The sequence below is a fragment of the Kitasatospora sp. NPDC088783 genome (assembly GCF_044750705.1).
Classification (GTDB): domain Bacteria; phylum Actinomycetota; class Actinomycetes; order Streptomycetales; family Streptomycetaceae; genus Kitasatospora; species Kitasatospora fiedleri.
In genome coordinates this window covers 96,723-109,745 of the sequence record NZ_JBIVKJ010000003.1, presented here as the reverse complement: position 1 = coordinate 109,745, position 13,023 = coordinate 96,723, and the positions used below count along the sequence as shown (strand labels likewise).

The window sequence follows — 13,023 nt, the reverse complement described above, 5'->3', positions numbered from 1 at the left end:
CGGTACCGCCTTTCGGTCCTACAGGCCGAACCGCCGCCCCAGGTCGCCCAGGTTGCCCAGCCCCGGGATGTTCGGGGCCTGCTGGTGTCCGCCGGCCTGCTGCGGGACGCCGCTGCCCGGGATGCCCGGCTCCGCGCCGACCACGCCGACCGAGCGCTCGGCCATCAGCGTCTCGGAGGACTGCATCAGCACCTGCCCGGCCCCGATGAACTCGAACTGGTGCTCCTCGCCGCTCGCGCCGCCGATCCCGGTCAGGTGCCGCAGGCCGCCGAGGACGCCGTGCAGGTAGCCGTGGTCGTAGTGGTGGCAGGGCGCGGGGCAGTCCGCCCAGCCGACCAGGGCCTGCGGGTCGACCCGGATCGGAGGCTCGACGAAGTGCACCGGCCCGTTGGACGCGGCGACGAACTTGCCGGTGCCGATCAGGGTCAGGAACCCGGGGATGATCGACTGCTTGAGCCGCAGCGTGGGCTCGAAGGCGAGCAGGTTGCCCGAGCGCACGGTCAGGTTGCCGTCCTCCAGGTCGTACGAGTTGAGGTCGTACGACCGGTCGGCGAGCAGCAGCTTGCCGCGCCCCTCGGCGACCACCCAGTCGGCGGCGTGCAGCGGGGAGTTGAAGTTCTGCTCCAGGACGCGGTCGAGCGCGCCGCGGCCGATCCCGGAGAAGCGCATCTCGCCGTAGTAGGCGATCATCTTGCCCTTCTGCAGGTAGTACGCGCCGTTCAGGTCGACCGAGAAGCAGTAGGGGTTGACGTTGTCGTTCGCGGGCAGCGTGCCCGGGTCCCAGACCTGCGGGCCCTCGCCGCCGGGCGGCTGGAACACCGGCGCGCCGAACTGCCCGGCCGGACCGGCCTGGTAGGGCGGCGGGGGGACGGGCAGGCCCGCCTGGGTGGCCTGGTGGGACTGGTCGTACTGCTGCTGGGAGTACCCGGGCGGGGGCCCCTGCGGCGGGTACGGCGGGGGCTGCTGCCCGTACGGCTGCTGGCCGTAGGGCGGGGGCTGCTGTCCGTACGGCTGCTGGCCGTAGGGCTGCTGCGGGGGGTAGGACATCAGAGCTTCACCTCGCTGGCCTGCACGTACACCGTGCCCTGCCCGGACAGTTCGAGCTGGAACGCCTCGCCGGAGCCGCGTCCGACCATGTCGCGCCAGCCGAGGGCGCTGGAGAGCTTGTTGGTGACCTCGCCGCGGTGCGCGACGTAGGCCTGCGGGTCGACGTGGACGGGCTGGCCGGGGAGGATCGGGAGTTCGATCACCCCGCCGTGGGCCATCACCGCGACCGCGCCCTTGCCGGTGAGCTTGGTGGTGAACAGGCCCTGGCCGGTCACCTGGCCGCGGACCACGCCCATCAGGCCGCCCTGCTGGCCCATGAACATGGTGGACTGCTGGAGGCTGCCCTCGAAGGCCAGCAGCCGGTCGGCCTCCACGTACAGGGTGTCGCCGACCAGGTCGACCACGTGCACGTGGTGGCCGCCGTGGCCGAACATCACGGTGCCGTGGCCCTCGACGGTCATCAGCGGGGTGTCCTCGTTGGCGACCCGGCGGCCGATCATCGACATCACGCCGCCCTGGCCGCCCATCAGGTTGGGCTGGAAGGAGACCTCGCCGGTGTAGCCGAGCATCGCGCCGCGCTGGGACAGGATCCGCTGCCCGGGCACCACCTGGGCGGAGATCATCTTGCCGTTGATCCGGGTGAAGGCCATCAGACCTCGCCTCCCAGCGTCATGCGCTCGGAGGGCTGGACGTAGACCAGGCCCTCGCCGGTGAACTCGACCTGCATCGCCTCGCCGCCGCCCTCGCCGATCAGGGTGGACCAGCCCGCCCCGGACTTGAGCGACCGCTGGAGGTTGCCGGTGTGCGCGATGTACGCGCCCGGGTCCACCCGCAGCGGCAGGCCCTGGCCGACCCGGAGGATCACCGCCGGGCCGTCCGAGGTGACCGCCGCCCAGCCCTGGCCCTCGACCTTGGTGGTGAACAGGCCGTTGCCGCTGGCCATGCCGTTCAGCCCGGTGAAGGAGGTGCCGGTGCGCAGCGTCGCCTCGGTGCAGAGCAGGTTGTCGGATTCGACGAACAGCGTCTCGCCGTTCAGCCGGACCAGGTTGATCTCGGTGGCCCGGTCGGCGAAGTAGCAGGTGCCCTGCCCCTTCACCTCCATGACCTCCATGCGCTCGCCGGTGAGCCGGCGGGTGACCATGCCGCGCAGGCCGTCGCCGCCGCCGGAGAGCTTCTTGAAGCCCATCTGCCCGGTGTAGGCGACCATCGAGCCGTTGCGTGCCTTGACGGTGTCCCCGGCGAGATCGACGGCGAGGACCCTGGACCCCTGGAGTCGGAACTGTGCCACGTCCGGGAATCTAGCGCGCCCCTCCCCGGGAGGGGAGGGGAACCGGCCGTGCTGGTACCCGTTCGGTACGGAACCCGGACATCGGACGCCCCGTCAGCCGGACATAACGGGCGAAACCCCCCGGGCGGGCGGGGGTCAGACCTGCTGCGGCAGCGCCCCCGCCGAGACCTCCACCTCCAGCAGCGAGGCCGAGTGCCGCTCGGCCTCGAACGCGGCCCGGCCGCCGCGCAGGCCGAACAGGCGCTTGGAGAGCATGATCCAGAGCACCGCGGCGACGTTCAGCAGCAGGGTGCAGACCTTCAGCACGCTGACGTGCTCGCTGAGCTCGTAGCCCTCCAGCGGCAGGAAGGCGGCGGTGGCCACCACCGTCAGGTACTCGGCCCAGCGGTGGCCCCACCACAGGCCGAACGCCTCGACGATCTCGATCAGCGCGTACGCCACCAGCGCGGCGGCCACGTAGACCAGGGTGGAGTGCCGGTAGTCGAAGGTCTTGCGGATGGTGTCGACGATCGGCGAGTGCTCCAGGTCCCAGTGGAAGTGCTCGGTGACCGGATTGAGGACCGACAGGTTCTCGTCGAAGATCCGGCGCACCGCGTCCTGGCTGTTGGAGAACTTCCACACCCCCCAGGCGACGACCACGATCAGCAGGCCGCGCAGCAGCCGCTCGACGGCCAGGAAGCGCAGGATGAACAGGTCGCGCAGGGCCTTGCCGCGCGGCACCAGCGGCGCGTCCTCGGCCGGGCCGGAGCCGTGCGGGTCGCCGAGCGCGAAGTCGCCGCAGCGCAGGCAGCGCCAGGCGGTGCCGACCGCGGTGGCGGTGCGCAGCCGCTCGCGCAGCTCGGGCTCGTCCGGCGCGTAGGTGACGTGGCCGCGCGTGGCGCAGGTGTGGCGGTCCCAGTCCCGTTTCAGCATGGCGTGTTCCCCCGTGGGTCCGCGCGGCCCGACGGTCGGGGCGCGCGCAGCACAGCAGGATAGGGGGTCCGCCGTCGGCGCCGGTGTCGGGTCGGTGATAATGGGCCCGGCTTGTGCATCCGTTCACAAAGCCAGCCGTCCGCCGTGCCGTGCCCCCGTGAGGAATCCCCGTGAAGAGCGTCGCCGCCGTCCACCGCCTGCGCCTGGTCTCCGGCCCCGAGGGCCTGTCGTTCCTGCTGCTGCTGGTCTGCTCGGTGCTCAAGCGCACCACCAGCTTCAACGCCGTCCCGGTGATGGGCATGGTGCACGGCGTGCTGTTCGTCCTCTACCTGGTGTTCCTGGTGCAGGCGCACCAGGCCCGCCGCTGGGAGCCGAAGCGCACCCTGCTGCTGTTCGTGCTCTCGGTGCTGCCCACCGGCGGCTTCTTCGCCGAGCGGACGCTGGCCCGGGAGGAGCGCGGCGAGCTCGACGGCGCCGCCCCGGCGACCGCCTGACCCGACCGCCCCGGAACGTGGTGCGCGGCGGCCGGGCCTCTTCGTGGGAGGCCGGGCCGCCGCGGGCTCTGCTGCTACCGGGTCGGCGTCAGTTGACGTTCACCGCGGTCCACGCGGCCGCGACCGCGTTGTACTGGGTCGAGCCGGAGCCGTACAGGTCCTTCGCCGCGTTCAGGGTCGCCGTGCGGGCGGCCTTGTAGTTCGTGGTGGAGGTCATGTAGACGGTCAGCGCCCGGTACCAGATCTGCGCGGCCTTGTCCCGGCCGATGCCGGTGACCGTCGAGCCGTTGTAGGTGGGCGAGTTGTAGCTCACCCCGTTGACGGTCTTCGCGCCGCTGCCCTCGGACAGCAGGTAGAAGAAGTGGTTGGCGACGCCCGAGGAGTAGTGGACGTCCTTGTTGCCGACGGTGGAGGACCAGTAGTCGGCGGACGCGCCGTCCTTGGAGGGCTTGTCCATGTAGCGCAGCGGCGTGCCGTTGCCGTTGATGTTGATCAGCTCGCCGATCAGGTAGTCCGGGTTGTCCTTCGACAGGTTGGCGTAGAACTCGACCAGGGTGCCGAAGATGTCGCTGGTGGCCTCGTTCAGGCCGCCGGACTCGCCCGAGTAGTTCAGGCCCGCGGTGTTGGAGGTCACACCGTGGCTCATCTCGTGGCCGGAGACGTCGAGTTCGGTCAGCGGGTGGGTGTTGCCCGAGCCGTCGCCGTACGTCATGCAGAAGCAGCTGTCGTCCCAGAACGCGTTGACGTAGTTGCTGCCGTAGTGGACCCGGCTGTACGCGCCGACGCCGTCGTTGCGGATGCCGCTGCGGCCGAAGGTGTTCTTGTAGAAGTCCCAGGTGACGGCCGCGCCGTACTGGGCGTCCACGGCCGCGGACTCGCCGTTGGAGGCGGCGCCGCTGCCCCAGGTGTTGCTGGTCTTGGAGTAGACGGTGCCCTTGCCGGAGGTCTTGCCGGCCAGGGTGGTGGTGTACTGGCCGCCGCGGGTGGCGTCCTTCAGCGTGTAGGTGCTGCCGGACAGCGTGGTGGTCAGCGAGACGTTGCCGACGAAGACGCCGTTGCCGGTGCCGGTCGCGTTGGAGGTCTGCACCTGCTCGTGGCTGGAGAGCAGCGCGCCGCTGTCCGCGTCGGTGACCAGCACCTGGTGGCTCGGGGTGCCGTCCGCCCGGACGCCCTCCACGGTGGTGCGGTAGGCCAGCCGCGGGGCGCCGTCGGCGGCCCAGACCACCAGCTGGGCGTCGCCGCTCGCGCCGGAGACCGAGGTGAGGGCGGCCTCGTCGGCGTCCGCGGTGATGCCGACGGTGGCCTGCACCGCGCCGGTCGCCTTGGCGGCGGCCTGGCCGGCCGACAGCTTCGGGCTCAGCGAGGCGGGGGCCAGGCTGCCGGAGACGGCCTTGTCGGTGGACTTCACCTTGCCGTTGGCGGCCTGGTGCACAACCAGGTCGCCGCCGAGCACCGGCAGGCCGTTGTAGGTGCGCTCGTAACGGAAGTGACGGGTGCCATCGGCGTCGACGACGGCGTCCTTGACGACCAGCTTCTCCTGGGCGCCCAGGCCCAGGGCCTTGGCGGCGGCGGGCGCCTGTGCGGCGGCCAGCGCGAGCTGGTCGCCGTGGCCCAGGGCGGCGGGATTGGGGGCGGCGTACGCCATTCCGGCGCTCACCTGGATCGCACCGGCCAGCAGGGCCGAGGCAGAGAGAACGGCGCCGACAGCAAGCTTTCGCTTCACGTACGGGTTCCTTCCGGATCAACCGCGTGTGCGCGGTCACACCTCGTCCCGGGGCACCGGGGTCAGTGCCTGCTGGGGCGGAACGGGTGCTGACGTGCAGCTCCGTGCGGTCAGGCGACATCCGCCGGTGGGGTGGGCCGGCGGTGTCGAACGGGGCTGGCCAGAAGCATGACGACGCGGTGGCGGCCGGGAACAGCCGTTCGGCAACTATTGGCAAACTCTCGCCAGCGCCCGGGGAAAGAACAGCCCAGGAAATCGGATGTTTCACTGCGAACCGTGCCGCGTGGGCTGCGCGGAGGCCCAACTCCGGTGCAATCACTGAATATTGCCGGAATATGCACGGTAAAAGGCCGTCGGCCGGCCGCCCTCGTCTGTTTGGCGTGATCCCGCCAAGTGGGGCGGCTTGTCCACCATCGTGGACACCTGCTACCCCCGCCCGGCCCCGCGGGTACGGTGGGGGCGTGCCCAAGCCCCTCGCCCTCGACTTCGACCCGATCGCCCGCGCCGACGAGCTCTGGACCCGCCGCTGGGGCAAGGTGCCGTCCATGGCGGCGATCACCTCGGTGATGCGCGCCCACCAGATCCTGCTCGGCCGGGTCGACGCCGTGGTCAAGCCCTACGGCCTCACCTTCGCCCGCTACGAGGCCCTGGTGCTGCTCACCTTCAGCCGCTCCGGCGAGCTCCCGCTCTCCAAGATCGGCGAGCGCCTGATGGTCCACCCCACCAGCGTCACCAACACCGTCGACCGCCTGGAGCGGGCCGGCCTGGTCACCCGCCGCCCCAACCCGCTCGACGGCCGCGGCGTCCTCGCCGCCATCACCGACCGCGGCCGCCGGGTCGTCGAGGAGGCCACCCGCGAACTCGTCACCGTCGAGTTCGGCCTGGACGGCTACGACGCCGACGCCTGCCGCGAGGTGTTCGACCTGCTGCGCCCGCTGCGGATCGCCGCCGGCGACTTCGAGGCCCCGGCCGAGGAGGGGCCCGACCGGGACGGCGCGTAGGGGCGGTTACCCTCGACTGCATGAAGCAGAGTGTGCTGACCCGCTACCGCGCCATGGCCTACGTCACCGGTGTGCTCCTGATCCTGCTCACCCTCGGGGTGATCGCCAAGTACGTCCTCGACATCTCGGGCGCGTCCGGCTTCACCACTGCGGTCGGCATCGCGCACGGCTGGCTCTACGTGGTCTACCTGGCGTTCGCCTTCGACCTGGGCACCAAGGCCAAGTGGCCGATGGGCAAGCTGCTCTGGACCCTGCTGGCCGGCACCGTCCCCACCGCCGTGTTCTTCGTCGAGCGCCGGGTCGTCCGCGAGGTCGCGCCGCTGGTCGCCGCACCGGAGCCGGTCGCCGCCTGACCGCGCCCGCACCAGCGCTCTGCCGGGGCGCCCCTTCCGCCGGAAGGGGCGCCCCTCCGCGTGTCCGGGGCCGGCCGTCGACAGGTACTAGGACGTCCGAGTAAATTACTAGGACATCCAAGCAGTTCTTCCGCCGCCCCCACCGGAGCGGCCGCACGGAGCGGGAGTCGGAGCCGATGGACGCCGAGCAGATCGAGGCCGGACGGCAGCGCTGGCAGCAGCGGTACGACAGGGCGCGCAAGCGCGACGCGGACTTCACCACGCTGAGCGGCGAGGAGGTCGCCCCGGTCTACGGCCCGCCGCCCGGCCAGGAGGTCGAGGGCTTCGAGCGGATCGGCTGGCCCGGCGAGTACCCCTACACCCGCGGCCTGCACCCCACCGGCTACCGCGGCCGGGCCTGGACCATCCGCCAGTTCGCCGGCTTCGGCAACGCCGAGCAGACCAACGAGCGCTACCGGATGATCCTCGACTCCGGCGGCGGCGGCCTCTCCGTCGCCTTCGACATGCCGACCCTGATGGGCTACGACTCCGACGACGCCCGCTCGCTCGGCGAGGTCGGCCACTGCGGCGTCGCCATCGACTCCGCCGCCGACATGGAGGTGCTGTTCCGCGGCATCCCGCTCGGCGAGGTCACCACCTCGATGACCATCAGCGGCCCCGCCGTCCCGGTCTTCTGCATGTACCTGGTCGCCGCCGAGCGCCAGGGCGTCGACCCCGCCGTCCTCAACGGCACCCTGCAGACCGACATCTTCAAGGAGTACATCGCGCAGAAGGAGTGGCTCTTCGCCCCCGAGCCCCACCTGCGCCTGATCGGCGACCTGATGGAGCACTGCGCGGCCGGCATCCCCGCCTACAAGCCGCTCTCCGTCTCCGGCTACCACATCCGCGAGGCCGGGGCCACGGCCGCCCAGGAGCTCGCCTACACCCTCGCCGACGGCCTCGCCTACGTCGAGCTCGGCCTCTCCCGCGGCCTCGACGTGGACGTCTTCGCCCCCGGCCTGTCCTTCTTCTTCGACGCCCACCTCGACTTCTTCGAGGAGATCGCCAAGTTCCGCGCCGCCCGCCGGATCTGGGCCCGCTGGATGCGCGACCACTTCGGCGCGAAGACCGACAAGGCGCAGTGGCTGCGCTTCCACACCCAGACCGCCGGCGTCTCGCTCACCGCCCAGCAGCCCTACAACAACGTGGTCCGCACCGCCGTCGAGGCGCTCTCCGCCGTCCTCGGCGGCACCAACTCGCTGCACACCAACGCCCTCGACGAGACGCTCGCCCTCCCCAGCGAGCAGGCCGCCGAGATCGCCCTGCGCACCCAACAGGTGATCATGGAGGAGACCGGCGTCACCAACGTCGCCGACCCGCTCGGCGGCTCCTGGTACGTCGAGGCGCTCACCGACCGGATCGAGCGGCAGGCCGAGGCGATCTTCCAGCAGATCCTGGACAAGGGCGGCCTCGGCAGGGAGGGCGCCGAGCACCCGATCGGCCCGATGACCTCCGGCATCCTGCGCGGCATCGAGGAGGGCTGGTTCACCGGCGAGATCGCCGAGGCCGCCTTCCGCTACCAGCAGGGCGTCGAGAAGGGCGACAAGCGGGTGGTCGGCGTCAACTGCCACCCCCGCAGCGTCACCCCCGAGCTGGAGATCCTCCGGGTCAGCCACGAGGTCGAACGCGAGCAGGTCCGCGCCCTGCGCGAGCGCAAGGCGCGGCGCGACGAGGACGCCGTCCGGGCCGGCCTCGACGCGATGCTCGCCGCCGCCCGCTCCGGCGCCAACATGATCGAGCCGATGCTCCGGGCCGTCCGCGCCGAGGCCACCCTCGGCGAGATCTGCCACGCCCTGCGCGAGGAGTGGGGCACCTACCAGGAGAACGCCAGCTTCTAGCCGGCGGGCCGATGGACTGACCGGCCGATCAACCGACCGCCCCGGGCCGCCGTCCGTCCGCCCCCCTATCCTGGCCCGGGGAAAGGGGAGTGACGGATGACCGGGGGAGCGCGGCTCGCCGAGCGGTTCGAGGAGCACCGGCCCAGGCTGCGGGCGGTGGCGTACCGGATGCTCGGGTCACTGGGCGAGGCCGACGACGTGGTGCAGGAGACCTGGCTGCGGCTGGACCGGCACGCCGAGGAGGTGGAGAACCTGGGCGGCTGGCTGACCACCGTCGCCTCCCGGGTCTGCCTGAACGAGCTGCGCGGCCGGGAGCGGCGGCGCGAGGAGGAGCTGGACACCTCGGTGCCGGACCCGGTGCTGGCCGCGCCGGAGCGGGACGACCCGGAGGCGGTCGCGCTGCTGGGCGACCGGGTGGGGATCGCGCTCCAGGTGGTGCTGGGCACGCTCGGCCCGGCCGAGCGGCTCGGGTTCGTGCTGCACGACCTGTTCGCGGTGCCGTTCGAGGAGATCGCGCCGCTGCTGGACAAGTCCCCGGCGGCGGTGCGGCAGGCGGTCGCCCGGGCCCGCCGGCGGGTGCGCGAGGGCGCCCCGGAGCCGGACCGCGACCCGGCGGCCCAGCGGGCCGCGGTGGAGGCGTTCCGGGCGGCGTCCCGGGACGGCGACTTCGAGGCCCTGGTGGCTGTGCTGGCCCCGGACGCGGTGCTGCGGGCGGACGGCGGCACCGCGATGGCGGCGCTCAGCAAGGTGCTCCGCGGCAGCCGGGCGATCGCCTCCTCGGCGCAGGGCTTCCGGCATCTGCTGCCGTTCGGCCGCCCGGTGCTGGTGAACGGCGCCCACGGGGTGCTGACGGTGGTGGACGGCGCGCCGGTCTCGGTGATGGCGTTCACCGTGGTGGACGGCCTGGTCGCGCGGATCGACGTGCTGGCCGACCCGGAGCGGCTGGCGGCGCTGGACCTGACCGGCCTGGACGGCCTCGACGACTGAGCGCGGATCAGCGCAGCAGCCCCGGGAAGGGGCCCAGCAGCAGGGTGGTGAAGCGGCGGATCCAGTCCGGGGTGACGGGTTCGCCGCTCACCAGCAGCCGGTGCTCGACGGTGCCGGCGATGGTGTCGAAGATGATGTCGATCTCCTCGTCGGCGGCGGCCCGGTCCCGGTCCGGGTCCATCTCGCCGCGGGCCTGGGCGTTGGCCCGGCCGAGTTCGACCAGGACCTTCTGCGGCTGGACGATCCGCTCCCGGATCCGCCGGCGCAGCTGCGGGTCGCGGGTGCCCTCGGCGAACAGGGCGAGCAGCGCGGCCTGGGTCTCGGGCAGGCTGAGCAGTTCGGCGAAACGGGCGACCACGGCCTCGATGTCGGCCTGGAGACTGCCGCGGTCGGCGCACTCCAGTTGGTCGAAGAGGCTGGCGATGGCGTCGACGACGAGTTCGCTCTTGGACGGCCAGCGCCGGTAGAGGGTGGTCTTGGCGACGCCGGCCCGCAGGGCGACGTCGCCCATGGTGAGCCCGCCCCAGCCGAGTTCGGCGAGCGCCTCGCGGGTGGCGTCGAGGATGGCCTGGTCGGCGGCGGCGCTGCGGGGGCGGCCCTTGCCGCGGGCGGGCGGGGCGCCGGGCGGGGCGTCCTCGACGGGTGCGGCGTCCTGGGCGGGCGGGTCCTGGTGCTCGGCGGGCTGCCGGGTGGTGGGGGCCACCGCGCCTCCTGGCTTGTTTACTCAGAAGTAACTTGTTGCTCCCACGGTAGCGACATGCCGCGTCGACCGGCACCCGCCCCGGACCGGAAAGTGGGACAGCTCACGCTCCGGGAGGGGGCGGGGGGCTTGCGGGGGGAGCCCGGGGGGCAGATACGCTACGACCAGTAGCGAAAGAGCGACGACCATCGCGCCCCGCCCCGGGATCGGGCGGGCGCCCGACGCGGGTGGGGACCCGCGTCGAACGGTCCGGGCCCCGCCGGGGAGGCGGGCGGCCCGCTCCGGTTTTTTCCGGGTGGATGGCACCCGGCACCGGCTCCGACGGGGGAGGATAGAGCCATGCAGTCACGGAATTCGCGTCTCAACAGCTCCGCCCTCCGCGGTGCGGTGGACCTCGCCGCGGTGAAGGCGGCCGGAGAGGCCGCCCAGAAGGCGGAGCAGACCCGGGCCGAGCGGGCCCGGCAGGCGGCGGCGGGCGACGGCCCGGCGCTCGCGGACTACCCCCTGGTCCTGGACGTCACCGAGGAGACCTTCGAGTCCGAGGTGGTCCAGCGCTCGGCCGAGGTCCCGGTGGTGGTGGACTTCTGGGCCGAGTGGTGCGGCCCGTGCAAGCAGCTCAGCCCGGTGCTGGAGCGCCTCGCCGAGGAGTACGCCGGCCGGATCGTGCTCGCCAAGATCGACGTGGACGCCAACCCGGAGATCGCCCAGCAGTTCGGGATCCAGGGCATCCCGGCCGTGATGGCGGTGGTGGCGGGCCAGCTGGTGCCGCTGTTCCAGGGCGCCGAGAACGAGGCGAACGTCCGCAAGATCCTGGACCAGCTGATCGCGGTGGCCGAGCAGCGCTTCGGCATCGTCGGCGGGGCCGCCGGCGGCGGCGAGGGCGCGGCGGCCGAGCCCCGGGTGCCGGCCGACCCGGCGCTGGAGGCCGCGCACGACGCGCTGGACCGGGGCGACCTGGCCGGCGCGGTGCGGGCGTACCAGAACGTGCTGAGCGACCGCCCCGGGCACGTCGAGGCCAAGCTGGGCCTGGCCCAGGCCCAGCTGCTGCAGCGGGTGGAGCAGCTCGACCCGCAGCAGGTGCGCGCCGACGCGGCGGCCGACCCGAAGGACGTGCCGGCCCAGCTGCGGGCCGCCGACCTGGACCTGGTCGGCGGGCACGTGGAGGACGCCTTCGGACGCCTGGTCGACACCGTCGCCCGGACGTTCGGCGAGGACCGGGACGCGGCGCGGCTGCGGCTGCTGGAGCTGTTCGAGGTGATCGGTTCGGAGGACCCGCGCACCGTGGCGGCCCGCCAGGCGCTGGCCCGGGTGCTGTTCTGACGCGCCGTCCGGGCGGCCCGTCCGGGCGCTGACCGGGCGGTCCGGGCAGGCACCCGGGGGCGTCTCGGCGGCACCGGGTGACACCTCGGGTGACCTGCGGTGTCGTCGGCGATTTGACGACTTTCGGGTGGAGTCCGGCCAGGTTTACCAAATCTTGATAACACCCCGCCGCGGTCACGACTCGTGACCGCGGCGGGGTGTTTCGGCAGTGTTTCGGCGGTTTGACATCGGACGCACACGCGATTTTGGTCACACTCCGTTGCGGAGCCTTCGATTCCATGATCGACCCCGTTCACTGTTGGATTACCCGTCAGTAACGGACCTCTTGTGCTCCGCCCCGGTTTGGACAACGATCGGCGACGCCCGGTCCCTCGGCGACGAGGGGTCCCCACCGGGTGAGGGCAGGGGGGTAACCGCGGATCCCACGCAGCGGTTCCTGGCCTCGAAACGGCCGCGCGGCCCGCGCGGCCGCCTGGTTGTCGCTCGGGGGTGATCGCCGGCGCCGTCCCCACGGCAGCAGGCGCTCTCCGCTACCGAGGACGTAGCTCTCTCCCATCCCGGGCCGGACCACGTGCGGGACGCACCGGAACGACCGGAGATGTACGTCCTAGAAGGAGGACCACGCATGTCCCAGTCCTACGGCAAGACCCGCTGGAAGCGCTTCGCCCTGGTGATGGTGCCCAGCATCGCGGCCACCGCCGCGATCGGCGTCTCGCTGGCCAACTCCGCCCTCGCGGCCTCGTTCTCGGTCTCCGGCCAGCAGTTCAAGGTCACCGTCGACGACCTCCAGGGCGAGGGCTTCTCCCAGTTCGGCGGCGTGGACGTCGAGAAGAACGGCACCCCGCACCCGGTCGCGGTCTCGGCCTTCGACCACGCGACGCTGAAGAACCTGTGCCAGTCGGTCGTCACCGACCTCGGCCCGCTCGGCAAGTGGACCCTGGTCCTCAACGCCGGCCAGAGCGACGACAAGGCGAAGCAGGTCGACGCCCAGCAGCTGCTGATCGACCTCAACCAGCTGAACGCGGACGCCGAGTTCAAGAACATCAACATCGGCCAGGACGCCGGCACCCTCAAGGGCTCCGCCGTCAAGAAGCTCCAGGACGACGGCGGCACCCTGCCGACCGGCGCCCAGGGCTTCGCCCAGGCCGCCGACTCCGCGCACCTGCAGCACGTCCAGCAGACCGCGTGGGCCACCTCGGCCGGCACCTTCACGCTCAACGGCCTGAAGCTGAACATCAACAAGGGCTCCGGCGCGGGCGTCGAGTGCTACTAGTCCGCACCTGAGGGCCCGCCGGCCGGGCCCGACGGCGGACCACCGGTG

At 72.2% G+C, this 13,023-nt stretch carries 13 protein-coding genes; 7 read left to right on the top strand and 6 right to left on the bottom strand.

Going from position 1 to position 13,023, the window contains the following annotated elements; all coding sequences use genetic code 11:
- Positions 1-18: 18 nt before the first annotated feature.
- The 4 genes from ACIP60_RS09025 to ACIP60_RS09010 all read right to left on the bottom strand — a co-directional run bounded on the left by ACIP60_RS09025 (position 19) and on the right by ACIP60_RS09010 (position 3,244).
- Positions 19-819, bottom strand: a complete 801-nt coding sequence (locus tag ACIP60_RS09025; RefSeq protein WP_400682641.1) for an AIM24 family protein — start codon at positions 817-819, stop codon at positions 19-21.
- 227 nt (positions 820-1,046) lie between these two features.
- Complete coding sequence (locus tag ACIP60_RS09020; protein WP_400681740.1) at positions 1,047-1,697, bottom strand: AIM24 family protein; 651 nt, start codon at positions 1,695-1,697, stop codon at positions 1,047-1,049.
- Complete coding sequence (locus ACIP60_RS09015; RefSeq protein ID WP_400681739.1) at positions 1,697-2,335, bottom strand: AIM24 family protein; 639 nt, start codon at positions 2,333-2,335, stop codon at positions 1,697-1,699. Before ACIP60_RS09015 ends, ACIP60_RS09020 begins: the two co-directional genes overlap by 1 nt.
- A 135-nt stretch (positions 2,336-2,470) precedes the next feature.
- Entirely contained in the window at positions 2,471-3,244 is a 774-nt protein-coding gene (locus ACIP60_RS09010) for a DUF2127 domain-containing protein (RefSeq protein WP_400682638.1), read from the bottom strand.
- 167 nt (positions 3,245-3,411) lie between these two features.
- Between ACIP60_RS09010 and ACIP60_RS09005 the strand changes: the two genes are divergently transcribed.
- The gene (locus tag ACIP60_RS09005) at positions 3,412-3,741 is read left to right on the top strand and encodes a DUF3817 domain-containing protein (protein ID WP_400682636.1); all 330 of its coding nucleotides are present in this window, start codon (positions 3,412-3,414) and stop codon (positions 3,739-3,741) included.
- Positions 3,742-3,829: 88 nt separating this feature from the next.
- Here ACIP60_RS09005 and ACIP60_RS09000 read toward each other — a convergent pair whose 3' ends face one another.
- Positions 3,830-5,464, bottom strand: a complete 1,635-nt coding sequence (locus ACIP60_RS09000; RefSeq protein WP_400681737.1) for a M4 family metallopeptidase — start codon at positions 5,462-5,464, stop codon at positions 3,830-3,832.
- A gap of 461 nt (positions 5,465-5,925) precedes the next feature.
- Here ACIP60_RS09000 and ACIP60_RS08995 point away from each other — a divergent pair, with 461 nt between their 5' ends.
- The 4 genes from ACIP60_RS08995 (at position 5,926) to ACIP60_RS08980 (ending at position 9,682) form a co-directional block, all read left to right on the top strand.
- Complete coding sequence (locus ACIP60_RS08995) at positions 5,926-6,465, top strand: MarR family winged helix-turn-helix transcriptional regulator (RefSeq protein ID WP_282202571.1); 540 nt, start codon at positions 5,926-5,928, stop codon at positions 6,463-6,465.
- Positions 6,466-6,485: 20 nt separating this feature from the next.
- Positions 6,486-6,818, top strand: a complete 333-nt coding sequence (locus ACIP60_RS08990) for a DUF3817 domain-containing protein (protein ID WP_100836311.1) — start codon at positions 6,486-6,488, stop codon at positions 6,816-6,818.
- Positions 6,819-6,994: 176 nt separating this feature from the next.
- Positions 6,995-8,695, top strand: a complete 1,701-nt coding sequence (locus tag ACIP60_RS08985; RefSeq protein ID WP_100836310.1) for a methylmalonyl-CoA mutase — start codon at positions 6,995-6,997, stop codon at positions 8,693-8,695.
- A gap of 96 nt (positions 8,696-8,791) precedes the next feature.
- On the top strand, positions 8,792-9,682 hold the full coding sequence (locus ACIP60_RS08980; RefSeq protein WP_400681734.1) for a sigma-70 family RNA polymerase sigma factor: 891 nt from the start codon (positions 8,792-8,794) through the stop codon (positions 9,680-9,682).
- Positions 9,683-9,689: 7 nt separating this feature from the next.
- Here ACIP60_RS08980 and ACIP60_RS08975 read toward each other — a convergent pair whose 3' ends face one another.
- Positions 9,690-10,385: a TetR/AcrR family transcriptional regulator gene (locus ACIP60_RS08975; protein WP_199846979.1), complete on the bottom strand. Its 696-nt coding sequence runs from the start codon at positions 10,383-10,385 to the stop codon at positions 9,690-9,692.
- A gap of 336 nt (positions 10,386-10,721) precedes the next feature.
- Here ACIP60_RS08975 and trxA point away from each other — a divergent pair, with 336 nt between their 5' ends.
- Together trxA and ACIP60_RS08965 are read left to right on the top strand one after the other, a co-directional pair.
- Complete coding sequence (trxA, locus tag ACIP60_RS08970) at positions 10,722-11,702, top strand: thioredoxin (protein WP_400681731.1); 981 nt, start codon at positions 10,722-10,724, stop codon at positions 11,700-11,702.
- 625 nt (positions 11,703-12,327) lie between these two features.
- Positions 12,328-12,975 (top strand): DUF6230 family protein, encoded by a 648-nt coding sequence (locus ACIP60_RS08965; RefSeq protein WP_100836306.1) that lies wholly within the window; start codon positions 12,328-12,330, stop codon positions 12,973-12,975.
- Positions 12,976-13,023: the final 48 nt, after the last annotated feature.

What these genes read in the sequence shown, in the direction of transcription:
- ACIP60_RS09020 (WP_400681740.1), bottom strand. Translation starts at nt 1,697, where the DNA reads ATGGCCTTCACCCGGATCAACGGCAAGATGATCTCCGCCCAGGTGGTG.
- ACIP60_RS08990 (WP_100836311.1), top strand. Translation starts at nt 6,486, where the DNA reads ATGAAGCAGAGTGTGCTGACCCGCTACCGCGCCATGGCCTACGTCACC.
- ACIP60_RS08985 (WP_100836310.1), top strand. Translation starts at nt 6,995, where the DNA reads ATGGACGCCGAGCAGATCGAGGCCGGACGGCAGCGCTGGCAGCAGCGG.
- ACIP60_RS08980 (WP_400681734.1), top strand. Translation starts at nt 8,792, where the DNA reads ATGACCGGGGGAGCGCGGCTCGCCGAGCGGTTCGAGGAGCACCGGCCC.
- trxA (WP_400681731.1), top strand. Translation starts at nt 10,722, where the DNA reads ATGCAGTCACGGAATTCGCGTCTCAACAGCTCCGCCCTCCGCGGTGCG.
- ACIP60_RS08965 (WP_100836306.1), top strand. Translation starts at nt 12,328, where the DNA reads ATGTCCCAGTCCTACGGCAAGACCCGCTGGAAGCGCTTCGCCCTGGTG.